Here is a 24,765-nt window from a genome sequence, read left to right as displayed (position 1 = left end):
GGTGCCGTGCGCAATGTGACCGGACGCGGCGGCGCGCGCTTCCTAAGAAGTGCCTAACGGTCCGGCGCCGGGGGAGATACAAGGGGGCCCGTGAACACCTTTAGCTCCGTCGGGGCGCACCCCGCGCTCCTCCCCGCTCTCGACCGCCGCGGTTACCTCGAGCCGACGTCCGTCCAGGCCGCCGTCCTCGAGCCCGCGCACCGCGGCCAGGACCTGCTGGTCTCGTCACGCACCGGCTCGGGCAAGACCGTCGCGTTCGGGCTCGCCCTGGCGGAGACGCTGCTCGGCGACGCCGACGCCTTCGGCGAGGCAGGCCCGCCTGGCGCGCTGGTCGTGGCGCCCACGCGAGAGCTCGCGGTCCAGGTCCAGCGCGAGCTGGCCTGGCTCTTCGCGGACGCGGGTGGGCGCGTGGCCTCGTGCGTGGGCGGGATGGACCCGCGCCGCGAGGCGCGCGCCCTCGCCGAGGGGACCCACGTCGTGGTGGGCACGCCCGGGCGCCTCGTCGATCACCTCGAGCGCGGCGCGCTCGACCTCTCGGCCCTCCGCGCCCTCGTCCTCGACGAGGCGGACGAGATGCTCGACATGGGGTTCCGGGAGGAGCTCGAGAAGCTCCTCGGGGCCGCGCCGCCGGATCGCCGGACCGTGCTCTTCTCGGCGACCCTGCCGAGGCCGATCCTCGAGCTCGCGAAGCGCTACACGCGCGACGCGTCGCGCATCGCCGCCACGCCCGCCGGCGAGGCGCACGCCGACATCGCCTACCGGGCGCACGTCGTCGCGCCCAGGGAGCGGGAGCACGCGGTGGTGAACGTGCTGCGCGAGGCGGAGCCTCCGAGCGCCCTCGTCTTCCGCGCGACGCGCGAGGCGGTGCAGCACACCGCCGTGAGCCTGGGCGAGCGGGGCTTCGAGGTGGTCGCCATCTCCGGCGAGCTCACCCAGGCGGAGCGGACGCGGGCGCTCAAGTCGCTGCGCGACGGCCGCGCCCGCGTCCTGGTCGCGACGGACGTCGCCGCGCGCGGGCTGGACCTCCCCGGCATCGCCCTCGTGCTGCACGCCGACCTGCCCCGCGACGCGGAGGCGCTGCAGCACCGCAGCGGCCGCACCGGCCGGGCGGGGCGGAAGGGCGTCGCCGTCCTCCTCGCCGCGCCGCCCGAGCGCTACCGGCTCGAGCGGATGCTCCGCGACGCGGGGGTGCGCGCCGAGTGGACGCCGGTGCCGACCGCCGAGGCCATCCGCGCGGGCGACGCCGAGCGGCTCGCCGCGGACGTGGTCGCGCTCGCCGGAGACGCCGCGGAGGAGGATCTCGCGGCGGCGCGGCGGCTCGCCGAGAGCCGCTCCGCGCTCGAGCTGGCGGTCGCGCTCGTGCGGCGCGATCGGTCGCGGCGCCCCGCCCCCGAGGAGCTGCCCGAGACGGCACGCGCCGCCCGCGAGGTGCCGGCGCGCGCCGAGAAGCGCGCGCCGCGCGCCGGGCCGCCCGCGAACGCGGTGTGGTTCCGGCTCTCCCTCGGCCGCGCGCGGCAGGCAGATCCGCGCTGGGTGCTGCCGCTCCTCTGCCGGCGCGGCGGCGTGACCCGCGACGAGATCGGGAAGATCGTCATCCAGCCCGAGGAGACGCGCTTCGAGGTCGCCGCCGACGCGGCCCAGCGCTTCCTCCGCGCCGCGCGGCGGCCCGACCCGCGCATGCCCGACGCGCGGATCGAGCTCCTGGGCACGAACCCGCGCGCCGGCGAGCCGCGGCACGCCCCGCGTCCGGTCCGGGCGGAGGGGGCGCGGCGTCACGAGCGCGCGGACGGGGAGCCGGCGCCGCCGCGGCGGAGCGCGCCGGCCGCCAAGCGGCGCGGGCCGAGGTAGCGGTCGGCGTGCGCCGCCCGCCGCTCCCGCGCTACAACCGGCGGGTGAGCCTCCGCCTCGCCGTCGTCGGCCACGTCGAGCACGTCACGGCGGGTCGCGTCCCCGCGGTGCCCGCGCCGGGCGCGATCGTCCACCTGGCGGCGCCGCTCGCCTTCCCCGGGGGCGGCGGGGGCGTCGCGTTCTGGCAGCTCGTTCGGAGCCCGGCGGAGGTGCACCTCTACACGGCCATCGGCGACGACGCCGCGGGCGACGCGATCGCGGCCGAGCTCGGGGCGAGCGGCGCGCACGTCCACGCGGTGCGCCGGTCCGAGCCGCACACCCGCGCCATCGCCATGATCGACCCCGCCGGCGAGCGGACGATCCTCGTCGTGGGCGAGCCGCTGCACCCCCGCGCCGAGGACCCCCTGCCCTGGGGGGCGCTCGCGGGGCTCGACGCGGCGTACTTCACGGCGCAGGATCCCGCCGCGCTCCGCGCGGCGCGCGCGGCCCGCCTCCTCGTGGTCGCCGCCCGGCGCCGGCCGGCGCTCGCGGCCTCCGGGGTCCGCGCCGACGTGGTGGTGGGCAGCGCCCGCGATCCGCGCGAGGCGAGCGCGCGCGCGGACTACCCGGTGCCGCCGGTCGCGCTGGTGCTGACGGACGGCGCGCGCGGCGGGCGCATCGAGACGGAGGAGGGGACCGCCACGTTCGAGGCGCCGCGTTCGCCGCCCGCGGGCGGCGGCGCGTACGGCGCGGGGGACAGCTTCGCCGCGGCGCTCACGTTCTTCCTGGCCGCGGGCGTGCCGATCGCGGAGGCGTGCGCGCGCGCAGGCCAGCACGGCGCGGCGGTGCTCGGCGGGATCGATCCGCGCGAGGGGCAGCTGCCGCTCGCGCTGCCGCGCTGAGCGGGCGGCGGCGCGACGTCACCCGCGGGCGGCGGGCGCGCGAATGGGCGGAGCGCCGCGGCGCGGTCAGCGCCCCGCCCGCGCGATCCCCCGCGCCACCGCGTCCACGAGGTACGGCCGGAGCTGCCCGGCGGGGATGACGCGGTCCAGCGAGCCGACGCGGAGCGCCCGCTCCACGGTGTGGATGGCGTCGAACTCCTCGGCGACCTCGCCCACCTTCTCGGCGCGAACCGCGGCGAGCACGTCCTCGAGGTGCAGCCGGGAACCGCCGGCGGCGGCGGCCCGCTCGGCCTCGAGCACGCGCGGGTCCTTGCGGGCGCGGGTGTCCACCTCGCGCGCGAACACCACCGCGGCGGCCGGAGCGCCGCCGATCACCGACGCGCGCGCCCCCTCCACCGCCACCACCTCCATGTCGTCGCGCAACGCCTTGGAGAACACCACGAACGCCCCGCCGTGATAGCGCGAGACCACGCAGAACACGATGGGCCCCCGGAAGTTCACCACCGCCCTCCCGATCTCCGCGCCGTACTCCAGCTGCAGGCGGCGCATCGACTCGGGGGAGCCGTCGAAGCCGGAGAGGTTCGCGAGCACCACCACCGGGCGGTTCCCGCTCGCGGAGGAGAGCGCCCGCGCGATCTTCTTCGAGGACTGGGGAAAGAGCGTCCCGGCCGACCAGAGCTCGGGGCCGTCGGCGGGCACGAACTCGAGCCGCGGCAGCGGGCGCGACTCGATGCCGACGAGGCAGACGGGGAAGCCGCCGAGGTGCGCGTCCCACACGACGGCGGTCTCGCCGCCGCGCAGGTCGGGCCAGCGCTCGAGCGGCGGGTGATCCTGGTCCACGCAGGCCGCCATCACGCGCCGGATGTCGAACGGCTTCTTGCGATCCGGGTTCCGCTCTGCGCTGAACACGTCGCCGATCGTGTCGAACCCGGCGCCTCCCTCGGGGCCGTGGGGCGACGAGCGCACGTCGCGGTCCAGGGGGTCGGCCGTCGGCACGCGCCGCGGGAACCGCTCCCCCGGCACGACGTACGCGTGCGCGTAGTGGCGCATCAGCAGGTCGATGGCCTCGGCGACGCTGCCAGCCTGATACTGCGCCTGCCCGTTCGGCCCCATGATCCGCTCGTACCCGCCGATGCCCCGGTTGTCCTCCGCGGACACGCTGCCGGAGTACTCGAGCGCCTCCTTCCCGGTGAGCACCATCGCCGAGCCCGGCGTCATGACCAGGATGCCGCGGGTGTGCATCAGCATCGTGGCCTCGGCGTTCCAGTACGGCTGGGCGCCGACGTTGATGCCCACCACGATCACGTTGAGCTCGCCGCCGCGCTGGGTGAACTCGACGATGCGGCGCAGCACGCGGGAGATCCAGTCCATGTTCTCGGTGCCGCTCTCCATGGAGATCCTGGCGCCGGCCGACACCGCGAACCACTCGAGCGGCACGCCGAGCCGCTCGGCGAGCGCGAGCGCCGCCTCGATGCGCCGGCACTCCGGCTCCGCGAGCGAGCCCATCGCGCGGCTCGGATCACCCAGCAGGACCACCCGGAGCATCCCCTCGGGGTGACTCGGCGTGAAGCTGCGCACCGTGCCGGCGACCACGTTCGCCGCGTTCTTCCCCGGCGGCCGGTCCACCGGGGCGAGCGCGCCCCCGGCGTCGAGGTCGTGCTCCACGAACTCGCCCGGCGGTACGGAGCTCTGGCCGCCGCGCGGGGGCGCGAGCAGCTTCACGATCTCGAACGGGTGGGTGAGGCCGCGGCGGCGGAGCTGCACGACCCGCTGCTCGTACTCCGCCATCGGCTCGAGCGGCCGGTCCGTGGGCTCGTCCCAGCGGATCGAGACGCCGCCCCGGTCGTCCGCGAGGAAGCGCAGCAGGGTGCGCCGGGGCTCGCCCGTGGCCGGATCCGGGATCCGGGCGTCGATGAGCACCATCTCGAGGCCGAGCCCCGCGGCCGCCGGGGCCATGCGGTCCGCCAGCCCGCGGATCTCCTCCGGCGTGAGCGGCAGGGGCGGGCCCACCGTCAGGAGGACGCGGTTCCACTCGAGCCGCTGCCCCGGCGCGCGCCGCGCCTGGAACCGGCGCATGCCCGCGAGGGCCTCGTGCAGCATGCGCTCGACGTGGGGCATCTGCACGACGCGCCCGGAGGCGTCGCGGACCGGCGCGATGGCGCGCACCTCGGCGACCGCGAAGAGCCGCTCGTCCCTCGGCGCCTCGCGCGCGACGCCGCGGTACAGGTAGACGTCCTCCACCGAGGGGAGGCGCTCGAGCTCGAAGCCCGCGAGCCGGCCGAGCTGCATCCGCTTGAACAGCATGGGGTGCACGCCGCGGTGACGGCGATCCTCGATCCACTCCGCCGGCCCGCCGCGGAACGTGAAGTGCTCCTGGCTCGCCTGGCGGCCGAGGCCGCGACCGCGGATCGCGAGCAGGAACGACGCGCGTCGCAGCGCGCGCGTGAACGCGGCCTGCGTGAGCGCGGCGCGTAGCCGCTCGGCCGCAGCGTCGGGGCCTTCCACCGGCCCGTCGTGCCAGACGTACAGCTCGACCGCCACCGCGCGGTCCGCGGGGACCTCGGCGGCGAGCCGCGCGAGCCGCCGCACCGACTGGTCGAGCTCGCCGGGGAGCGCGAAGGCGGCGATCACCCGGAAGCGCTGCCCGTCGAGGTCGTAGTCCGCCCAGGCGCAGGCGAGCCCCTCGACGCCGCCGAGCTCGACGGGCCCGAGCGCCCGGTCGCGGTAGTAACGCCGGAGCAGGGTCTCGACGAGCCGCGCCCGGAGCGGCGGCGCGGCCTCCGCCATGCGCGAGACGAGCAGCGTCGCGATCGACTGGGGGCACTGGACGATCCGCTCGACGAGCGCCTCGCGCTCCGCGGCCTCCGCGTCCTGGAGCCGCGCCAGGTCCGCCTCGGCCTGGGCGTACGTCTCCGCGGCCAAGCGATCGATGCCGGGCTGGTCGTGACGGCGGTAGCGCACCTCCCGCGCGAGGTCGGCGAGCGCCCGGAAGCGCTCCTCGCCGACCGCGGCGAGCCGGTCGAGCTGCTCGCGCGGCGCGAGCGCGGCCGGCGCGTCCGGCGCGGCGAGCCACCGCTCGAGGATGCCGAGCAGCGGCGCGAGCTGCTCCTCCGCGCGCTCGTACGCCTTCTGCATGCGCAGCAGCGCCACCTCGAGCGCCCCCCCGGGCACCTCGAGCGAGAGGCCGTAGTGCGAGAGCGCGCGCCGCAGGGCCGTGACGAACGACGGCGCGAGCCCGGCGCCTCGCGCCTCGGGCTCGTGGAGGTAACGCCACAGCTCCTCGAGCGGGGGCTTCGCGCCGCCGTCCTCCGCCGCCGGGCGGGCGCGGCCGTAGAGCGACTGAACGTCCGCGAAGGCGGCGACCACGGCCGACTCGGCGCGCAGGGTGCTCGCGTCGCCGTGCGGCGCGGCGCCCGCGAGCTCGCGCCAGGCGGCCGCGAGCCGGCGCGCCTCGGCCGTGCTCACGTCGAAGCCGAGCACCAGCCGCTGGAGCTCGGCGAGCGCGACGAGGTAGCGGCCGCCCGCGTCGGCGGGCTCCACGGGCGCCGCCGCGGCGAGGGAGAGCGGAGGAGCGGCCGGCTCCGGCGCGCCCTCGCCCTCGGGGTCGAGCCTGACGAGCGGCGCGCCGGTGTCGACCTGGGCGTTCGGGACGGCGAGGACCTCGCGCACGACCCCCCCGTACGGCGCGGGCACCACCATCTCGACCTTCATCGACTCGACGCGCGCGATGGGCTCACCCGCCGACACGCGCTGCCCGGGAGCGACCGGGATCGCCACCACCACCGCCGGCAAGGGCGAGGCCACGACGCCCGCCGGGTCGAGCCGCACGACGTGGGGAACGCCGTCGACCTGGACGAGCTGGCGCCGCCCGTCGCTCGCGACGAGGAGCCGCGCGTGGCCGCCGCGCCACGCGAGCCGGCGCTCGTGGGCGCCGAGCCGCTCGACCCGGAGCTCGAGCGGCGCGCCACCCGCCTGGACGACACGGTAGGCGTCGGTGGCGACCTGCCGGACGTCGAGGCGATGACGGCGGCCCCCGTGGCGGAGCTCGATGCTCCGTCCAGAGGAGGGACCCACGCGAGGCCGCCCGCGCCGCGCCTCGACGATGAAGCGCGCCCGCTCCAGGTCCAGCTCGGCGTCGTACGCCTCGAGCGCGGCCGCGACGACGGCGACCTCCGGGCGCTGCGGCACCGCCGGCTCCCCGGCGGAGGACAGCGCGTCGAGGAGCCCGGCGCCGAAACGTCCGGCGCGGATCTCCGCTCGCCCGCAGAGGGCGCGGAGCCATGCCGTCGAGGGCGCCGCGCCGCGGAGGAGCACGTCGCTCTCCGCGAGCGCCTGCACGAGCCGCTCGAGCGCCTCGCGGCGCTCCTCCGCGCGCGCGATCACCGTCGCGATCACCGCGCCCGCGGGGGCGTCGTCGCCCTCGTCGAGGGCCGCGTCGGTGCGCACGCCCGGCCCCGAGGGGAGCCGGAGCACCTCGACCCGCCCTGCGGGGGCTCCCGCTGCGACCACGCGGGCCGCCAGCGCGTGAGCCGCGGCCGGGGGCGGCGCGGCGGCGTCGAGCGGCTGCCCGGCCGCGAGCCGCAGCGCGAGCCTCACGAGGTCGGCGCCGTTCGCCTCCTCGACGGCGGGCGCGGAGGCGGGGGTGGCGCCGATGGCGGAGAGGGAGATGCGCCCCGCGGCGTCGACTGCGAGCTCCACCCCGCACACGCCGACCCAACCCGCCTCGGCGGCCACGCTCAGGCCGAGCGAGCGCGCGCGCTCCACCACCTCCGGCGCCAGCCCGGCGGGTGGCGACTCGACGAGGGAGGTGGTTCCGGCGGCGCGGAGGGAGGCGTCCCCGACGCCGATCACGCGCGCCGCGCCGGCCCGGTCGCGTGCGACGACGACCTCGATGCGCCTGGCGAGACCGGCCGCCTCGCCGGCGAGCACGCCCACCCTCTCGGCGAGCGCGGAGAGCGCCCCGGGCGCCGCCAGCCAGCGCAGCGCGTCGGCGGGCGGGCCGACGTGCGTCACGCCGGCGCGGGCGCACGCCTCCGCGAAGGCGGCCCGCTCCGCGACCGGGGCGGGCCCGAGCCAGGCCGCGTCGGCGCGCGCGCGCCGGAGCGTCTCCTCCACGTCGGCGAGGGCCTCGACCGCCTCGTCCGCCTCGCGCACCGCCGGGGCGCGCCGCGGCTCGGCGGCGTGCACCACCACTGCGCCGTCCGCGAGCCCCTCCCGGCCCAGCGCACGCACGGCCCGCACGACGCGGCGCGCCGCCTCGCTCGGGTCCACCACCGCGACTCGGCCCAGCCCGTTGCGCTCGTGCACCGCGCCTCCTCGCGCCGCGGACGCCCATCCGGCGAGAAGCGGCGCGCGCGTGGGATCTAGCCGGGAGGCGCCGGCGGCACAGGCGAAAACCCCGCTACTTCGCGGTCCGGGCCTGCGCCTTGGGGCGGGCGGGGACGGTCCAGAAGTAGACCGTCTTGCCGTCCACCTGCCGGACCTCCTGCGGCGCCCAGTCGCCCATGTCGAAGGCGTGGGAGACGATGCGGGTGCCGGGCGGGAGGGCGAGGAGCTTCGGTCGCAGCCTGAGGTTGAGATCGGGCAGGAGGTAGAGCGTCACGACGGTGGCGTCGGAGAAGTCCATCTCGAAGAGGTCGCCCTCCCGGATCTCCACCCGGTCCCCTACGCCCGCGGCGCGCACCTTCTCGCGCGCCTCGGCGATCCGCTCCGGGTCGATGTCCACGCCGATCGCCTTGCGGGCGCCGCGCTTCGCCGCCTCCACGACGATGCGGCCGTCCCCGCAGCCGAGGTCGTACACCACGTCGCGGGGGCCGACCTTCGCGAGGTCGAGCATCGTGGCGACGACGCGCTCAGGGGTCGGCACGTAGACCACGTCCGGGATCCGGGAGGGCGCCTCCTCGACGGCCGCGCCGGGCGGCGGTGCCAGCTGGGCGCGGGCCTGCCCCGCGAGCGCGACGGCGAGGGTGGCCGCGGCGGCGGCACGCGCGGCGATGCGCCGCGCCGAGAACGGGACCTCGAAGCGTGCGGTCATCTCGTCTCCTCCTTCACGCCGCGGGGGAGGGGCGCGCCTGCGCCCGCCGCAGCGAGAGCCACATGGGTGCGAGCCCCGTCGCGAGCACCGCCACGCCGGCGATGGCGCCGGGGCCGGCATGGACGAGGCTCGACCACAACAGGAACGCGCACGCCGCGCAGAAGACGGCCGGCGTGGCGGGGTAGAGCGGGACCCGGAACGGGCGCGCCGCCGCGGGATCGCGGCGGCGGAGCACGAACAGCGAGATCCCGGTGAGCAGGAAGAACAGCCAGAACACCGGCGCCGTGTACGCCACCATCGCCTCGAAGCCGCGGCGGGAGAGGGTGCCGAGCCCCACCAGCGCGAGGGCGATCGCGCCCTGCAGCAGCACGGCGTTGACGGGCGAGGAGGCGCGCTCGCTCCACCGCCCCAGCGAGCCGAAGAGGGGGAAGTCGCGACCGAAGGCCCACACCAGCCGCGAGCCCATGAGCAGCGTCGCGTTCGCCGACGTCACCGCCGCGGCGATGACGATCGCCGCGATCGCCGCGGCGCCCGCCGGCCCGAGGCCGCGCGCGAGGAGGTCGGCCGCCACCGCGCTCGACTCCCGAACCCGGTCGACCCCCAGGCCGCGCAGGTACGCCACGTTCGCGAGCACGTACAGCACGGTCACGAGGAGGAGCGAGACGACGAGGGTGATCGCGATGGCGCGCCGGCCCCCGCGCAGCTCGGTCGAGACGTAGGCCGCCTCGTTCCACCCGCCGTACGCGAGCAGCACGAACACCATGGCGAGGCCGAACGCCGGCCGCGCCGGGACATGCGCGGCGGCGGGCGGCGCCGGCGGGAGCGCGAACCCCGTCACGATCACCGCCACGAGCCCGAGCACGAGCGCGACGGTGAGGAGGTTCTGCAGGCGGCGCGCGACCCGGAGGCCCGCGGCGTTCACGAGCGTCAGCGTCACGACCAGGGCGGCGGCGAGCGGCCCGCTCGCGCGCGGCGCGCCGAGGAGGTCGGCCGCGTAGTCTCCGAACACGAAGCCGAGCATCGCGACGGAGCCGGTGGGGATCACCGTCAGCCGCGCCCACGCGAAGAGGAAGGCGATCGGGCGCCCCAGCGCGCGGGTGAGGAAGTGGTAGTCGCCGCCGGCGTGCGGGTAGGCGGCGGCGAGCTCCGCGTAGCACATCGCCCCGGCGAGGGAGACGACGCCGCCCGCGATCCAGGCCGCGAGGATCGCCGCGGCGTCCGGCGCGCTCGCCGCGACCGCGGACGGCGCGCGGAAGATCCCCGCGCCGATGACGATCCCGAGCACCAGCGCGATCGCGTCGTGCCGCGCGAGCGACGGGCGCGGCGCACCGTCCCGATCCCCTCGCCGCGCGGACGTTCCCCCCGCCCCCATGCCCGCCCACGTTCGGCCGCGCCGCAGCGGGCGTCAACGCTCCGCATTCGCCGCGCGCGGGCGGGCGTCGCCCCGGCGGCCGAGCGTGCGGGTGGCCCTAAACGACCGTGCGCGATTCGGAAACAGCGCGGCGAAGCCGCGCCCGCGGGACGGCGCGCGAGCCCCGAGGGGCGAAGCGCGCCCGGGCCCCGCGTAGCAGGGGTGGGGCCCCGACGAGCTTCGCTCGGCGGGGCGGGGGCGCAGCCCCCGTCAGAACATGGCTAAACCATGGCGTGATTCGCGACACCGAAGGTGATCGCGAATCACGAACCATGGTTTAGTAGCGGACCGAGTACAGGAACGTCGCGCCGGGATGGCGCAGCCAGCGCTCCGCGACGACGCGCAGCACCTCGTCGAAGGCCCCCCCGCCGCGGACGAACTCGGCCTCCAGCGCCCGCGCGGCCGCGGCGTCGCCGCGCGCCTTCACTCCGAGCGCCACCTGCTCGAGCCGGGTGACGGCGGCGGGGAAGGCGGCGAAGTCGATGTCGAGACACCCCCGGTCGCGCCCGTTCGCGGCATCCGCCTCGGGGCGCCACGCGAGCCCGCCTTCCTTCAGGAGGAAGCCGAGCTGGATCGCCGAGAGGGCGCTGTACGGCTTCACCTTCCCCTCCGCGTCGTACATGCCCCGGCTCACGTGGCCGAAGGTCCACACCACGTCGCGCACGTGCGCGCGCTCGGCGAGGTCGCGGTCGAGGATCCCGCGCGCGGCGAGCCAGTCCGTGAGGTGGAGCGCGCTCGTCTGCGCCTTCAGCTCCTCCAGCGTGGTCGCCAGCGGGCCGCCGAAGATCTGATCGTCGGTGCGCCCTTCCACCGCGTACTCGTGGGCGGGGCCGAGGTTGTGCGCCGCCTCGTGCAGCACGGTGCCGAGCACCGACGCGTCCCGGTCGTCCGAGTAGCGCGCCATCGTCGCCGGGCAGAGCAGCGACTCCGCGCGCCGGCGCTGGATCTCCTTGCTCTCCGGGTCCGTGTAGAAGTTCGTCATCGCGACGGTGCGGCCGCGGCCCTCGTTCGCCACCGCGCCCCAGTTCGGCAGCGACTGGCCGATGGTGGCGCCGCGGGCCGCGCGGGCGTCGCCGGCGTTCACGACGATCTCGATGAAGTCCGGGAGGTGGAAGGACACGGCGCGCGCGGCGTAGGGCGGCCCCGCCAGCGCCGCGAGGGCCTGCTCCATCTCCCCCTTCACCGGGTCGAGCCGGCGCTGCCACTCGAGCGAGGCGCGGTCGATGCGGGCGAAGCTCAGCTGGAAGCCGGCCTTCTGGTTGCACGGCTCGAAGTACACCTCGTCCGGCGCCACGCGCAGGTAGAAGCGCGAGCTCTCCGCGTCCATGCGCGCCCACGCCTCGTCGGCGGCGGCCCAGTCGCCGGTGCGGAAGGCGCGGGCCGCGGCCGCGAGGTACGCCCGCAGCGCCGCCTCGCCGGGATCGCGGAGGGCGGCGCCCGCCGCCTCCAGCTCCCGCGCGATCGCCTCCATGTCCTCGCGATAGGCGACGTGGTACGGGACGGGCACGAGGTCGCCCGCCCCGTCGCGCGACACGAGCGAGAACGGCCGCGCGAGCTCGCCGCCCCGCGCGCCGTTCGCGAGGGCGTCGCAGAACCCGGCGCCGGTCTGGAGCTCGGGAGGGTAGAGGCCGGAGATTCGCGCGGGGGTGGGCGCGATCGCGCTGCAGGCGGGGTCCTTCTCGGTGGCGGGGCCGCTGCACCAGGGGCCCTGGTTCAGGAAGAAGACCAGCCGCGAGCGGCCGTCGGCGGGCGGGATCCGCGCCTCCATCCCGTACGTCCCGAGCTGCCTCGCGTGGAGCCGCTCGACGAGCCGGGCCGCCTCGAGCACGTGTCGCACGAGCGCGCGCTCCTCCTCCGGCGCGGGCGTGAAGTCGCTCTCGAGGACGGTGAAGTAGCTCTGCGCCAGCTCCTTCGCGAGCGCCCTCTGGCGCGCGTCCTCCGGCGCGGGCGGAGCGGCGGCGCGGGCCCGGACGCGGTCCCACGCCTCGAGGAAGGCGTGGGTGAAGCTGCCGTCCTTCGTCACCCAGTGCTCGCGCGGGCGCGGATCGAGGCCCCACACCACGGCGAGCTCCTCGGGATCGAGGACGCCGTCCCCGTCGCGGTCCTCGCTCCAGAAGAGGGGATAGGCGAGCTCGAGGGAGGCGCGGTTCAGCGCCGCGCGCCCCGGCGCGCCTGGCCGGATCGCGCCGGGGGCGCCGCCGCGGGTGGCGCAGCCCGCGGAGGAGGAGGCGAGGAGGACGGCGAGGAAGGCGGCGCGCGCGTGGTTCATCCGAGGGCTCCGGCTCGAGGTGACGCAGCGTTCTAGTCGCGCGGAGCGGGGCGGGCAAGCGCGCCGCGCCGCCCCGCGGACGTCCCCGCGCCGAGGGCCGCTCACAGGTCGAAGGAGCCCACGAAGAGCACGTCCCCCACGCGAGTCCGCAGGTGCTCGAGGAGGGGCGCCGGCGGGCGCTCGTCGAGGTCGATGGTGCACGACGCCGCCTGGTGGTGCTCGAAGATCGTGTTCTCGACCCCCTCGACGTTGATGCCCGCCTCGCGGATCGCGCCGAGCACGTTGGCGAGGACCCCGACCTTGTCGAGGTGGCGCACGACCAGCCGGGCGCGCGCGGGCGTCTTCCGCGCCACGTTCACGCAGCTCGGCACCTCGCCGCTCTTCACGAACGCCTCGACGATCCGCACGGTCTCGCGGGCGATGGCGTCCTGCGCCTGGGCGGTCGACGCGCCGATGTGGTGCGTGCCGTACACGTTCGGCAGCTTCGCGAGCTCGCTGTCGAACTCCGCCTTGCCCTTCTCGGGCTCGCCGGCGAACACGTCCGTGCCGACCCGGAGCCGGCCTGCCCGCGCGAGCTCGAGGAGCGCCGCCTGGTCCACGATCTCGGCGCGCGCCGTGTTCACGAGGGCGGCGCCGGGCCTCAGCGCCTCGAGCACCTCGCGCGAGACGATGCCCCGCGTCTCCTTCGAGAGCGCGAGGTGCAGGGAGAGGAAGTCGGACTCGCGCGCCAGCGCGGCCAGGTCGGGAGCCCGCTCCACGCCGAGCAGCTTCGCCTGGCGGTCGTCGAGCGAGCGCGACCAGGCCACGACGCGCATCCCGAGCGCCTGCGCGCGCCGCGCCACCTCGCGGCCGATGGACCCGACGCCGGCGACGCCCAGCGTGCGCCCGTAGAGCCCCTGCGCCTCGGAGAACGTCTTCTTGTCCCACTTGCCGGCGCGCAGGAGCGCGACGTTGTCGGGGATGCGCCGGTCGAGCGCCACCACGAGGCCGATGGCGAGCTCCGCCACCGCGATGGAGTTCTGGCCCGGGCAGTTCGCGACGTAGACGCCCCGCCGCGACGCCGCCGCCACGTCGATGGTGTTCACGCCGGCGCCGGCCCTGACCACGAGGGAGAGGCCGGGCGCGGCGTCGAAGACGTCCGCCTGCACCTGCTTCGAGCGGACCACGAGGATCGCCGCGTCGCGGGCGGCCGCGGCGAGCTCCTGCACGGCGACGTCGGGGCGATGCGCGACCTCGAGCCCGAGCGCCTGGAAGTCGGCGAGGCGCTCGGTCGGGAAAGCGTCGGCGACGAGGATCTTCACGGTGGGCCTCCGAGTCGGGGTATCGAGAGCGTGGGGGGCGGCAGCGTGCGGTTTTCCGCCGCAGCCGCTCGGGTGCCCTTAGCCGCGAAGCCGCTTCACCGCCCGGAAAAAGTGCGGCGGGAGTCCGGTGTAACCCTGTGCAACGGCAGCGATTTCAGGAGCAATCGGCGCCCATCTGGACCTCCGATCCGTGACCGGCGTCAACATGTGCGTGCACCCACTACGGTACGTGAAATGTGACCCGTAGGGGACCGCTCTGCTACCTTAGCGTGTCCCGCGAGTGCGGGAGGCCGGGGGGCCTGGAGATGGAGACAGATGCGATCGCTGAACACCCCGCTCTACCACCCCCCTCGCTCGGCGCCGGAGCTGCCGAGAGGCCGGTTCGACGGACTCGAGGGCGCGACGGCGCGTGTGCACCCGCTCGCCGCGCGCGATCCGGTCCACGGCGCCATCTCGCCGGCTGACGTCCGGCCGGGTGACCCGATCTCGGCGCAGGTCCGCGTGGCGGGCCGGGCAGGCGAGCTGGCCGCGCAGGTCTGGCGGCTGTCTCCGCTCGGCGTGGAGCTGGTGCGCAGCCCTGCCCTCGGGACGGTCGCCCCCGGCGACGAATTGGACGTGACGCTGCGGGTGGGCGCGAGCACCACCACGTTCGCCGCGCTCCGCGTGGCCGCGCTCCGCTCCGACCGCGGGCGGGAGATCCTGGCCGTGCGCTGGTCGGAGCCGGCGGACCCGGAGCCCTCGCCCGAAGAGAAGCGCGGGGCCTCCCGGTTTCCCTGCGAGCGCGAGTGGCTCCCCACGGGCGTGGCGGCGAGCGCGGTCCGCTACGACGACCGCATCCACTTCCGGATCGTCGACATCTCGCGGGACGGGATGCAGCTCGTCACCAGCCTGCGGAACAAGTTCCTCATCCCCGGGGTCGAGTTCAGCGGCACCTGCACCTTCCCGACCATGGGCCAGGCCGAGGTCCGCTTCCAGGTGGTCCACGCGCGGGTCGCGCAGCACGGCGCGAAGCGCAGCCTGGCGCTGGGAGTGACCTGGTCCGTCGAGGAGCCCGGGGCGCGCGAGCTCGTCGGGCAGTACCTGCTGCAGTTCGGCCCGGGCGCGAGCGTGCAGCAGCTGCGCGAGACCGGGTTCCACGTCCGCTCCTCCAGCCGCGCCATGGACTTCGGCGCCGTCCGCAGCGAGGAGGAGTACCGGGAGGTGCTCGCGCTTCGCCGCCTCGCGTACGTGCACGCGGGCAAGGCGGGGCCGGAGGCCACCGACGAGCAGATGGCGGACGCCCTCGACGCGCGCTCGCGCATCCTCGTCGCGAAGTACCGTGGCCGCATCGTCGCGACGGTCCGGCTCCTGTTCCCGCCCACGCCGGACTCGCCGCTCAAGCACCAGGACTACGTCACGCTGCCGCCCGGGACCCCGCCCCACGACGAGATCGTCGAGCTCTCCAAGTTCTGCACGCACCCCGAGTTCCGCGGCAGCGATCTCTTCTACACGCTCGTGAAGCACTGCGCGCTCACCACGCTGCAGTCGGGGCGGCGGTACGCGGTGATGAGCTGCACGGACGAGCTCGTGAAGGCGTACGGCCGGGTCGGCTTCCGTCCCCTCGGCGCGTCCTACGTCCACCCGACCATGAGGCTCGAGCACCACCTCATGATGGCCGAGGTCGCGCGGGTGGTGTCGGGCAAGCACGTGAACCCCGTGGTCTGGAACCTGATGGGCGGCTGGGAGCTCTGGTCGTTCTCGCGCCTCTGCGGCGTGGCGCCGGAGAGCAGGCTGCTCGAGGCGCGCGTCGCGGTGTGGCGGCTCTTCGGCCCGCTCGCCCGCGCCGCCGCGGCCTTCCACGTGCGCCGCAAGGGCGCGCGGGGGTGGCGCCGATGAGCGATCTGCGCCTCGTCGCGCTCGCCGCGCTCGCGGGGGTCGCCGCCACCTTCCTCGGCGGAGTGCGCCGCGTGTTCCGTCGCCCCGAAGGCCCCCACCGCTACCGGGCGTCGCTCGTCTCAGGCCTCGTCCTCGCCTCCGAGGCCGCCGCGATCGCGGCCGGTCCCGTCCCGCCCGCGCGGCTCGCCGGCGCGCTCGCGCTGCTCGGCGCCTCGCTCGGGCTCTTCTTCTGGGCGGCGCGGGTCAACCGAGAGCGGCCGCTCCTCCTCGCCTTCGCCGCGCACGTCCCCGAGCACCTCCAGACGCGCGGCCCCTACGCCCTGGTGCGCCACCCGTTCTACGCGAGCTACCTGCTCGCGTTCGCCGGGGGGCTCGTCGCCGCCGGGAACCCCTGGCTCCTCGCTCCCATCGCGCTCGGCGCGCTCACCTACTGGCGCGCCGCGACGCGGGAGGAGCGAGGCTTCGCCGCGAGCGCGCTGGCGCAGGCCCACCAGGAGTACGCGGCGCGGGTGGGCATGTTCGTGCCGCGCCTCCCGCTGCCGCGCGACCGCGGGTGAGCGGCGGGCCGGCCGGAGCCGGCGCGGTCGATCGACGCCCGGCCGCTCAGCGGCCCTCGCCCGGGAGGCAGTCGCGGGACGTCGCGAGCTCGCGCAGGGCCGAGGGGAACTCGGGGAACCGGGGCGCGGCCTCCTCGTAGAGCCGCAGGAACGCCTGCACGCACTCGGGATCGAACTGGGTGCCGCTGCAGCGCAGGAGCTCGTCGAGGGCGAGGCGGTGCTCGATGCCGGCACGGTACGGCCGGTCGCTCGTCATCGCGTCGTAGGCGTCGCACACCGCGAGCACCCGCGACAGCGCCGGGATCTCCTGCCCGGCCAGCCCGTGGGGATAGCCGGCGCCGTCGAAGCGCTCGTGGTGGTGGAGGATCGCCCGGGCGACGCCGTCGAGCTCCTTCACCGCCGACACGATCCGCCAGCCCATCTGCGCGTGTCGCTTGAAGATCTCGTACTCCGCGGAGGTGACCTTGCCCGGCTTCACCAGCACCGCCTCGGGGGTGCCGATCTTGCCGACGTCGTGGAGGATGCCGGCGATCCGGATCGTCTCGCGGTCGGCGTCGGAGACGCCGAGCTCGTGCGCGACGCTCTCGGAGAGCAGCGACACGCGGCGCGAGTGGCCGTGCGTGTACGGGTCCTTCGCCTCGACCGCGACGGCGAAGGCCTCCATCGTCTCCAGGAACACCTGCCGCTTGGAGAGGACGAGATCGAAGTTGAGCTTCGCGAGGTACTCGTTCTTCTCGGCGAGCTCGACGGCGAGCTTGCGCCGCTCCAGGAGCGAGCGGATGCGCGCGCGCAGCTCCGCCACGCTGAAGGGCTTCGCGAGGTAGTCGTCGGCGCCCTGCTGCAGGTTCTCGATCTTGCTCTGCAGGTCGGCCTTGGCGGTGACGAGGATCACCGGGACGCCGCGCAGCCGCGGGTCGCGGCGCAGATCGCGCAGCAGGTCCGTCCCGGAGCGGTCCGGCATCATGAGATCGCTCACCACCAGCGCCGGCGCCTCGAGCGCCGCCATCCGGAGCGCCTCCTCGGCGCGCTCGGCGAGCCGGACGCGGAACTCGTCCGCGAGCTGCCCCGCGACGAACTCGAGCATCTCGCGGTTGTCGTCCACCACGAGCACGAGGGGCTTCGCCGCCGCCGCCGCGCGCGTGGACGGCGTGGGGGTGATCCGCACCGGGCGCGGAGGGAGGCGGGCGCCCGCGAGGTGCAGCTCGGCCGGGCCGGGCCGCGAGCGCCGCCGCTCCACCGGGACCGAGACCTGCTCCTGCCGCCGGTCGAGCCGCTCCGGCGGGTAGACCGCCCGATCGATGGGGAGCTCCACCGTGAAGCAGGACCCCTCGCCGACCCGGCTGCGGACGCTCACCGAGCCCATGTGGAACTCGGCCAGCTGCCGCACGAGGGCGAGGCCGATGCCGCTGCCGCCGCGGCCGCGCGTGGCGGGGCGCTGCACCTGGTGGAAGCGGTCGAACACCCGCTCGATCTCGTCGTCGGGGATCCCGATGCCCGTGTCCTCGACCGAGCAGACGAAGCGGTCCACCCGCAGGGAGCAGCGCACGGTCACGGCGCCGGGGCGGGCCTCGGTCCCGTCGGTGAAGCGGATCGCGTTCGAGAGGAGGTTGAGGACGATCTTCTCGAGCTTGTCCCGGTCCACCGGGAACGGCGGCACGCGGCCCTCGACGGCGAAGGCCAGGGCGACGTGGCGCTGCGCGGCGAGCGGCCTCCCGCTCTCCACGAGCGACCCCACCAGCTCGACGGCGTCGAGCTCCTCCAGCCTCAGGAACTCGTGCTTCGCGTCGAGGCGCGAGAGGTCGAGCAGGGTGTTGATCTGGCGGAGCAGGCGCTGCGCGTTGCGCAGCATGAGCTCGAGGTCCGCGCGCAGGTCGGCGGGGACCGCCCGCTCGCCGGAGATCATCGTCTCGAGCGGGGCGAGGATGAGCGTCAGCGGCGTCCGCAGCTCGTGGGAGACGTTCGTGAAGAAGTTGGTCTTCACGCGATCGAGCTCGACCTGCGTCTCCAGGAGGCGCTGCTGCGTCTGCCGCTCGCGCCGGGACGTGAGGAACGCGCGCACGTCCGTGGTCATCCGCGCGCGGAACAGGATGACGAGCCCGACCGCGAGGGTGAAGACGCTCACCAGCCGCGACGGGTGGATGTCGGTGTGGCGCCACGCGACCGCCCACTGGCAGGCCGCGAAGAACGAGAGCGTCGCGATCGCGCTCGGCACCGGCTGGCGCAGCAGGAGCACGCCCACCACGCTGAACACGAACGCGTAGAGGTACGAGACGCTCGGGAGCCACACGACCGTCAGCGCCTGCAGCGAGCTGACCACGACCGCGAGGACGAAGAGGGGGAGGCGCGCCAGCGCCCCGCGCTGCAGCCTGGGCAGGAGGGTGGCGAGGAGGAGGAGCGCGTACAGCGCCGAGCTGCCGAAGCGGTACGCCGCCCACCGGCCGGCGGGCTCCAGCCGCAGCGGGACGTCCACGACGAAGTGGTGCAGCACCTGGCCGACGATGGAGGTCGCGAGCGCGATGCGGCCGGAGAGGACGATGAGCCGGTCCTCGTGTCCGCGCCACTGCGCCCGCCAGGGCGTGCCGTCGAGCCGGAGCTCCGGGAAGAGCCAGGTGAGCAGCCCCCTCCGATCGAGGCGGCGGCGCCGTCGTGGCCCTTCGGATGGAGGCTGCTCGCTCACGCCGACCTCGAACCGCCGCGACCGGGCGCGCAGCGCGCCGTCTCGGGGTCCCGCGGAGTGTAGTGGATCAGGGCCGCTCTCTAGAAGCGGGGCGCGCCGCGGCGGGCGTCCCACGACGCGGCGTCATTCCCGGGCGGCGCGGAGGTAGCACATCACCTCCTGTCGAACGCAGTCCGCGTGCAGCCACAGCGCGCGCCCGTCGCCCGGGAGCGGGAAGTCCACCACGCGCACGACCTGCGCGAGGCGCGCGTCGTCGGGCAGCAGGCGCGAGAGCTGGTTCGGCGCCGCCCGCAGGCGCGCCTCGTCGAGCCGATGGCCGGGGTGGGTGGGATAGAATGCGACGTACAGCATCCCCGACTCCACGAGATCGTTGAAGAAGTGCGAGCCGAGCGAGACGTCGGGGATGACGTCGCCGAGCCGCATCACCTCTCCCAGGGCCGCCACGCGGCGGATCTCCGCGAACGAAACCGGAACTCCCAGTGAAGGGGTGGTCGTCCCCCAGCGGCCCGGGCCGAGCAGGAGCACCCGCCGCCCCGCCTCGTCCGCCCGCGTCGCGCGCCCGATCACGCGCGCCACCTCGTGGCGGTCCTGGGTGGAGAGCGTGGCGTACGCGTCGGGGTCCACGAAGATCACCCGGTCCACGCGCGCGCTCGTGCTCTGGCCCACGACGGGTCCCCGGCTCGCCGCCAGGAGGTCCTCGTCGGGCAACCCGTCCGGCGGCGGCGGGACGATCCCGCCCTCCTTCACCTGGAGCGGGCGGCACTGGACGAGGTTCAACCGGAAGTCCCCGCCGGCCAGGAAGTTCGCGGTGAACTCGACGTCCACCGGGTAGCGGTAGCCCTCGCGCAGCGTCGCGAGGAGCTGGCGCAGCTCGTCCACGAGCGGCGTGGCCCAGAGCAGCTTCTCGAAGGTGAGGACCCAGCCGCCGCCCGCCCCGCGGCGCCGCGTGGCGAACAGGTCGATGGGCAGGTTCGGGCTCTCGGCCACGACCTCGTCGATGGGCGCCGAGGTGAAGCGGTTCGCCTCGAGGTCCAGCACGTCCACCCGGCGCTGCGCGTACTCGGTGACCTCGTCCAGGCTGTGCTCGGGCCGGAGCTGCGGCGCGTTGAGCGCGATGATCCTCGTGTAGTCGTCGTCCGAGCGGTCCACCGCCCGCGTGCCCATGCCGAACACGAGCCGGGCCACCCCGGCGTCCGGGTCGATGGCGTGGTTCCAGACGTACGGGTTGTAGGAGAGCGCGACGCCCGCCGCCTGCGGGTAGAAGAAGCGCCCGTGCACCGCGCCGGAGACGCGCTGCACGAGGATCGCCATCTGCTCGTCGCGATCGAGCAGCCCGCGATCGTCGCGGTAGCGCAGCGCCGCCTCGCTCATGGCGCTCGCGTAGACGGTCCGCACCGCGGCGAGGAGGGCCTCGAGCCGCTCCTCGGGCGCGCCCTGGTTCGGGCAGAAGACGCTCTCGTACTTGCCGGTGAAGGCGTTGCCGAACCCGTCCTCGAGCAGGCTGCTCGACCGCACGATGATCGGCGACTGCCCGTAGTAGTCGAGCATCGCGACGCACTGGTGCAGGACGAAGGGCGGGAAGGCGCCCGCCTGGAGCCGCTCGCGGGCCTGCGCCGCGCCCTCGAGGAAGGAGTCGCGGCTCCGCTGCCCGCGGCGGGCGTGCCAGGCGCCGTTCTGCACGAGGTACGTGTAGAAGACGTCGGAGCCGATGTACCAGGAGTCGTGCGGCTCGAAGCGGTGCCGCCAGGCGGGCTCCGTCACCTCGAGCACCGCCCGGGCGACCAGCATGCCCGCCGCCTTCCCGCCCACGAGCCCGGTCCCGATCATGCGGCGCCGGATGGCGAGCAGGTCGTTGAGCTCGAGGTAGCGCTCCGCGAGCTCGACGAGCCGGTCGTCTCGCGTGAGCATCATCCGCACGAGCGCGCGGAAGGCGTCTCGCTCGTCGCTCCACGGACGGGCGCCGGCGCGCACCGCCTCCTGGATCTCGCGCGCCTCGATGAAGCGGCGGTCCCACACGTCGAGCCGCGCGGCGGGATCGAGCCGGCCCGCCGAGGCGTCGGCGAGCGCCTCCGCGAGCACCGCGCTCTCGGTGAGCGGCCGGAACAGGTCGCCCTCCCACGCGTGCGGGAGGTACATGGTGGGCGAGTGGCGCCCCTCGACCTTGAGGGGGTGGACGTACCGCGTGAGCCCCTGGCGGAAGACGTCCACGAGGAGCTGGGTCGTGCTCCGGATGGCGTGCACCGCCTCGAGGGAGTGGCCGTCGCGGAGCACCGCGAAGTAGGCGATGGTGTCGAGCTGGAACAGGTACGGGCAGGTGACCCGGAAGAAGTTCCCGAGCATCAGGTCGCTGCACCAGTCGCCCGCGAGCTCGGAGAGGCAGTCGAAGACGTGGCAGGCGCCGGCGCCGGCGCGCTCCACGGAGGCGTGGATCGCGGCGGTGAAGCTCTCGAAGCCCATCGACGGGTCGAGCGCGTCCAGCTCGACCCCTGCGCCCTGGGCGACCAGCGCCGGGTGACGGGCGAAGCGGTGGTACACGACGCGCCGCCCGGCCGCGCGCGCGGCGCGGACGAACGGCGCCACGACGGGCGCGTAGTCGTCCTCGACCGACTCGATCTGCCAGACGACGTTGTCGCCCTCGCGGAGGCCGCGGAGCACGGCGTCGAGGCCGGCGAGGCCGGTGCCGGGCGAAGAAACGGAGGTCATCGAGCTCCTCGTCGCGCGGCGCCCGGCGGGCTCGCGCCGGCGCTCGAGCCCATCGGGCGGAGGCCGCTCGCTACTTCGCCGGCGAGGCCGGCTTCGCCGCGGGCTTCGAGCTCGCCGCGGGCGCGCCGTGTCCCGCCGGCGCCTTCTTCCCCGCGGGCGCCTTCACCGAGCTGCCGACCTTCTTCATGATGTCCGGCATCTTGCTCTCGATGCGCTCCTGCGTCCGCATCGAGACCTTCTCGGAGACGGTGCCCATCGTCGTGAGCGACTTCTGGCCGACCGGGGTCTTGTAGAAGGCGAGCAGGTCCTTCAGCTCCGGCTCGGTGTACGCGGCCGAGAGCTCCTGGGCGTGCATGTCGAGCAGCGCCTCGTAGGGCAGCGCCTGGTCGAGCTCGGTGCGGATCTGCTTGTTCAGATCGGCCGGGACCTGGAGCTTCGAGCCACCAGGGTGCATCGTCATCTGCGCCTGGACGTTCTTCGCGAGGGCGGCGAGCCCGTCGTCCCAGGTCTTCTTCGGCATGAGCACGCGCGCGAGATCGCTCGCGCCCGGCTTGACCGCGGCGGCGGCGGCCGGCTTGCTCTCGGCGGGCTTCGCCGGGGGCGCGGGGTCCGCCGCGAGCGCCGGGGCGGCGAGGGTGAGGAGAAGGGCTGCGACGGCGAGGCGGCGGGCAGAGGGCATCGAGGCTCCCGGGTTGGGGGGGCACCGTAGCACGGACCCGTGCCCGTCGCGACCCGTGCGGTACATCGCACATCGGCACGGAAGCGCTGACACCGTGGCCTTTCCGGCGGGCGCTCGATGCGTAGGATGGCGGCCTCCCGTCCGCCTCCCCCCTCGCCTGGAAGGAGCCTCCGACATGCACGCCGCCCGCGCCACCGTCGCCTCGCTCGCCATCGCCGCCGCGCTCGCCTGGGCGCGGCCGGCGGACGCCTCCGCCGCGATCGGGCTCGGCGCGGACTACCTGCTCGATCCGGAGATCGGCGAGTTCCAGCTCACCCTGGCCGTCGCGAAGCCGCTCGCGCGGCACCTGTCGGTGGGCGCGCGGTTCGGCGCGATGCTGCTCTCGGAGCCGACGCGCGTCGGCGTCCCCATCGACGTGAAGCTGCGCATCCGGATGGACCGGCTCTACCTCGAGGGGCTCGTGGGGCCGTGGATCGTGTTCGACGACGACGACGCCCTGAAGCTCCACGCGGGCGTCGGCTTCGGCCTCCTGACGGGCGGGATGTCGCTCGGGCTCGAGGTCGGCTACCTCGACCCGACCGCGATGGTGGGCGTGCGGCTGGCGTTCCCGCTCTGACGCGCGGCCCGTGGCTCGCGGGTGGAGGCGACGTCTCCCCGAGGTCACGATCGCCGGCGGTGTCCGCTGGTCGCTATTCACGGTCCGTGATTGAGGCTCGCCGCGGTTCCGGGGGCGGCGACGCGCCCCGGCGCCCCGAGGAGGGCCGCGAGGGCTCATCATCCATCACAAGTCGGCACCGGTTCAGCCGGGAACGGCCGTGTCCGCCAGGCGGGCGTCCCGAGGCTGGCTCGAGACAAGGGGCGGGCCGGCCGGAACGTTACCGAGGACCGGAACCGTCTCCGCGCGATCGGCTAACAAGAAACCCGATGGCGAGACGCGGCGCGGGCGTGCTCGGGCGCTTGGCGCGGAACTCTGGATGAGGACCAGGCTAGTTCACTGTTGGCGAACCAGGACGCTTCTCGTCGTGCCAGGGCAACCCATTTGCCCGTGGGAACCCATTTGACATGATCTTCTTGCAGCTTGCGTTCTGCGGCGCGCGCAGCACGAGAACGCGTGCCTCGCAGCGCTCGCGGGCCGCCCGGGGGCGCCGGCGCTGCGCGGGAGGGGGCGCGGTCCCCTGCGCGTCGCTCGCGTCGCGCGCCCTCCTCGTGCGCTTGGGGAGGGCCGGAATTCGCATGAGACACTCCGTGCATGTCCACCGCACGCGAGCTCACGAACCACCTCGTCCGCCTTCTCCGCGAGGAGCAGGGCGCAATGGCCGACTTCCTCCTCGCCCTCGCCGACTTCGATCGGAAGAAGCTCTGGCGCGAGCTCGGTCATGCCTCACTGTTCTACTACCTCCACCGCGAGCTCAGGCTCTCGAAGGGCGCCGCCCAGAACCGCAAGACCGCGGCCGAGCTCATTCAGGCGTTCCCCGAAGTCGAGGCGGCGCTGCGCGCGGGCGAGCTCTGCCTCACCACCGTGAACGAGCTCGCGAAGGTGCTCACCCCCGAGAACCGCGCGGAGGTGCTGCCCCGGTTCTTCGGTCTCTCGCGCCGCGAGGCGGAGGCGGTAGCCATGTCGCTCCGGCCGGCCGAGGTGGTGCCCACCCGCGACGTCATCACCGCGTTCCGGCCGGCCGCCCAGGCGCTCCGAGCGGTCATGGCCGCCGCGCTCCCGGCACCCTCGCCCGAGTCGCCGGCGCTCCCAGTTCACCCGGATGAACCGGTTCTGGTTCACCTGGATGAACCGACCGCTCCCGTCATGGTCGCTGCCTCCAGGTCCCTGCCCCCTCCGCCGCCACCGCGCGAGTCCGTGGAGCGGCTCGACGCCGAGGTCGCCCGCGTGCACGTCACCGTCTCCCGCCGGTTCCTCGAGAAGCTCGAGGCCGCCACGGACGCGCTCGGGCATGCCTGCCCGGGAGGCAGCGCGGCGGAGATCCTCGAGCGCGGCCTCGACCTCATCCTGGCCCAGCACGCGAAGCGCCGCGGTCTCGTCGAGAAGCCTCGGAAAGGCCGCGGAGGGTCCCGCCGCGACACGATCCCTGCCGAGGTGAAGCGGGAGGTGTGGCGCCGCGCCGGGGGGCAGTGCGAGTGGCGTTTCGAGTCCGGCGAGCGCTGCGACTGCCGGCGGCGTCTCGAGTACGATCACATCGAGCCCCTCGCGCTGGGCGGGGCGTCCACGATGGACAACGTCCGGCTCGCCTGCCGTCCCCACAATCTTCTCGCGGCCCGGCAGGTCTTTGGAGATGCGGTGATGGACCGCTACCGCGCCGTCGGCCGTTGACGCCCGAGCAGAGCCTGCATTCGCTTGCGACAGCTTCCTGCCTCGTCCGCCACTCTTGCTGCGACCGGATGGCTCCAGGCCACCTACGAGCCGCGGGGCCGCCGTGCGCCGCTTCCCGTATGGGCTTCTCGTGAGCCGATCGCGCCGCACCGGTTCCGGCACTCGGGACCGGGCCGGTCCTGACCCTCGTCCCGAGCCAACCTCGGC

14 protein-coding genes are annotated in these 24,765 nt (G+C 75.2%); 6 read left to right on the top strand and 8 right to left on the bottom strand.

What is annotated here, in order from left to right; translation table 11 throughout:
- Nucleotides 1-90: 90 nt before the first annotated feature.
- Complete coding sequence (locus ANAE109_RS14930) at nt 91-1,848, top strand: DEAD/DEAH box helicase (protein WP_012097715.1); 1,758 nt, start codon at nt 91-93, stop codon at nt 1,846-1,848.
- Nucleotides 1,849-1,856: 8 nt separating this feature from the next.
- On the top strand, nt 1,857-2,729 hold the full coding sequence (locus ANAE109_RS14925) for a sugar kinase (RefSeq protein ID WP_012097714.1): 873 nt from the start codon (nt 1,857-1,859) through the stop codon (nt 2,727-2,729).
- Between the two features lie 66 nt (nt 2,730-2,795).
- On the opposite strand, the gene ANAE109_RS14920 is transcribed toward ANAE109_RS14925, so the two are convergent.
- The 5 genes from ANAE109_RS14920 to ANAE109_RS14900 all read right to left on the bottom strand — a co-directional run bounded on the left by ANAE109_RS14920 (nt 2,796) and on the right by ANAE109_RS14900 (nt 13,744).
- A complete protein-coding gene (locus ANAE109_RS14920) occupies nt 2,796-8,036 on the bottom strand; it encodes a carboxyl transferase domain-containing protein (RefSeq protein ID WP_012097713.1) in 5,241 nt (1,746 codons plus the stop codon).
- Between the two features lie 94 nt (nt 8,037-8,130).
- Nucleotides 8,131-8,763, bottom strand: coding sequence for a class I SAM-dependent methyltransferase (locus tag ANAE109_RS14915; RefSeq protein ID WP_012097712.1), 633 nt, complete (start codon nt 8,761-8,763; stop codon nt 8,131-8,133).
- 13 nt (nt 8,764-8,776) lie between these two features.
- Nucleotides 8,777-10,135: an APC family permease gene (locus ANAE109_RS14910; protein ID WP_012097711.1), complete on the bottom strand. Its 1,359-nt coding sequence runs from the start codon at nt 10,133-10,135 to the stop codon at nt 8,777-8,779.
- 316 nt (nt 10,136-10,451) lie between these two features.
- On the bottom strand, nt 10,452-12,443 hold the full coding sequence (locus ANAE109_RS14905) for a hypothetical protein (RefSeq protein WP_012097710.1): 1,992 nt from the start codon (nt 12,441-12,443) through the stop codon (nt 10,452-10,454).
- A gap of 101 nt (nt 12,444-12,544) precedes the next feature.
- Complete coding sequence (locus ANAE109_RS14900) at nt 12,545-13,744, bottom strand: 3-phosphoglycerate dehydrogenase family protein (RefSeq protein WP_012097709.1); 1,200 nt, start codon at nt 13,742-13,744, stop codon at nt 12,545-12,547.
- A 315-nt stretch (nt 13,745-14,059) separates the two neighbouring features.
- On the opposite strand from ANAE109_RS14900, the gene ANAE109_RS14895 reads away from it, so the two are divergent.
- Both ANAE109_RS14895 and ANAE109_RS23550 read left to right on the top strand, forming a co-directional pair.
- Nucleotides 14,060-15,619: a GNAT family N-acetyltransferase gene (locus ANAE109_RS14895; RefSeq protein WP_012097708.1), complete on the top strand. Its 1,560-nt coding sequence runs from the start codon at nt 14,060-14,062 to the stop codon at nt 15,617-15,619.
- Nucleotides 15,616-16,176, top strand: coding sequence for an isoprenylcysteine carboxylmethyltransferase family protein (locus ANAE109_RS23550; RefSeq protein ID WP_012097707.1), 561 nt, complete (start codon nt 15,616-15,618; stop codon nt 16,174-16,176). Before ANAE109_RS14895 ends, ANAE109_RS23550 begins: the two co-directional genes overlap by 4 nt.
- 46 nt (nt 16,177-16,222) lie before the next feature.
- Here ANAE109_RS23550 and ANAE109_RS23545 read toward each other — a convergent pair whose 3' ends face one another.
- The 3 genes from ANAE109_RS23545 to ANAE109_RS14875 form a co-directional block, all read right to left on the bottom strand.
- Nucleotides 16,223-18,853, bottom strand: a complete 2,631-nt coding sequence (locus ANAE109_RS23545; RefSeq protein WP_012097706.1) for an HD domain-containing phosphohydrolase — start codon at nt 18,851-18,853, stop codon at nt 16,223-16,225.
- Nucleotides 18,854-18,976: 123 nt separating this feature from the next.
- Nucleotides 18,977-21,556 (bottom strand): PEP/pyruvate-binding domain-containing protein, encoded by a 2,580-nt coding sequence (locus ANAE109_RS14880; protein WP_012097705.1) that lies wholly within the window; start codon nt 21,554-21,556, stop codon nt 18,977-18,979.
- A 70-nt stretch (nt 21,557-21,626) separates the two neighbouring features.
- Nucleotides 21,627-22,235 carry a DUF2059 domain-containing protein gene (locus ANAE109_RS14875; RefSeq protein WP_012097704.1) on the bottom strand — a complete coding sequence of 203 codons (609 nt, stop codon included), beginning with the start codon at nt 22,233-22,235 and terminating at the stop codon, nt 21,627-21,629.
- 175 nt (nt 22,236-22,410) lie between these two features.
- On the opposite strand from ANAE109_RS14875, the gene ANAE109_RS14870 reads away from it, so the two are divergent.
- Together ANAE109_RS14870 and ANAE109_RS14865 are read left to right on the top strand one after the other, a co-directional pair.
- Nucleotides 22,411-22,851: a hypothetical protein gene (locus ANAE109_RS14870; RefSeq protein ID WP_012097703.1), complete on the top strand. Its 441-nt coding sequence runs from the start codon at nt 22,411-22,413 to the stop codon at nt 22,849-22,851.
- 633 nt (nt 22,852-23,484) lie between these two features.
- Nucleotides 23,485-24,558 (top strand): HNH endonuclease, encoded by a 1,074-nt coding sequence (locus ANAE109_RS14865; protein WP_041448376.1) that lies wholly within the window; start codon nt 23,485-23,487, stop codon nt 24,556-24,558.
- The last annotated feature ends 207 nt before the right edge of the window (nt 24,559-24,765 follow it).

Origin of the sequence: Anaeromyxobacter sp. Fw109-5 (assembly GCF_000017505.1) — a bacterium.
Classification (GTDB): domain Bacteria; phylum Myxococcota; class Myxococcia; order Myxococcales; family Anaeromyxobacteraceae; genus Anaeromyxobacter.
The sequence above is the reverse complement of the archived record's forward strand: the minus strand, read 5'-3'. Positions and strand labels throughout refer to the sequence as shown.

What these genes read in the sequence shown, in the direction of transcription:
- ANAE109_RS14880 (WP_012097705.1), bottom strand. Translation starts at nt 21,556, where the DNA reads ATGACCTCCGTTTCTTCGCCCGGCACCGGCCTCGCCGGCCTCGACGCC.
- ANAE109_RS23550 (WP_012097707.1), top strand. Translation starts at nt 15,616, where the DNA reads ATGAGCGATCTGCGCCTCGTCGCGCTCGCCGCGCTCGCGGGGGTCGCC.
- ANAE109_RS14905 (WP_012097710.1), bottom strand. Translation starts at nt 12,443, where the DNA reads ATGAACCACGCGCGCGCCGCCTTCCTCGCCGTCCTCCTCGCCTCCTCC.
- ANAE109_RS14865 (WP_041448376.1), top strand. Translation starts at nt 23,485, where the DNA reads ATGTCCACCGCACGCGAGCTCACGAACCACCTCGTCCGCCTTCTCCGC.
- ANAE109_RS14895 (WP_012097708.1), top strand. Translation starts at nt 14,060, where the DNA reads ATGCGATCGCTGAACACCCCGCTCTACCACCCCCCTCGCTCGGCGCCG.
- ANAE109_RS14875 (WP_012097704.1), bottom strand. Translation starts at nt 22,235, where the DNA reads ATGCCCTCTGCCCGCCGCCTCGCCGTCGCAGCCCTTCTCCTCACCCTC.
- ANAE109_RS14870 (WP_012097703.1), top strand. Translation starts at nt 22,411, where the DNA reads ATGCACGCCGCCCGCGCCACCGTCGCCTCGCTCGCCATCGCCGCCGCG.
- ANAE109_RS14915 (WP_012097712.1), bottom strand. Translation starts at nt 8,763, where the DNA reads ATGACCGCACGCTTCGAGGTCCCGTTCTCGGCGCGGCGCATCGCCGCG.
- ANAE109_RS14910 (WP_012097711.1), bottom strand. Translation starts at nt 10,135, where the DNA reads ATGGGGGCGGGGGGAACGTCCGCGCGGCGAGGGGATCGGGACGGTGCG.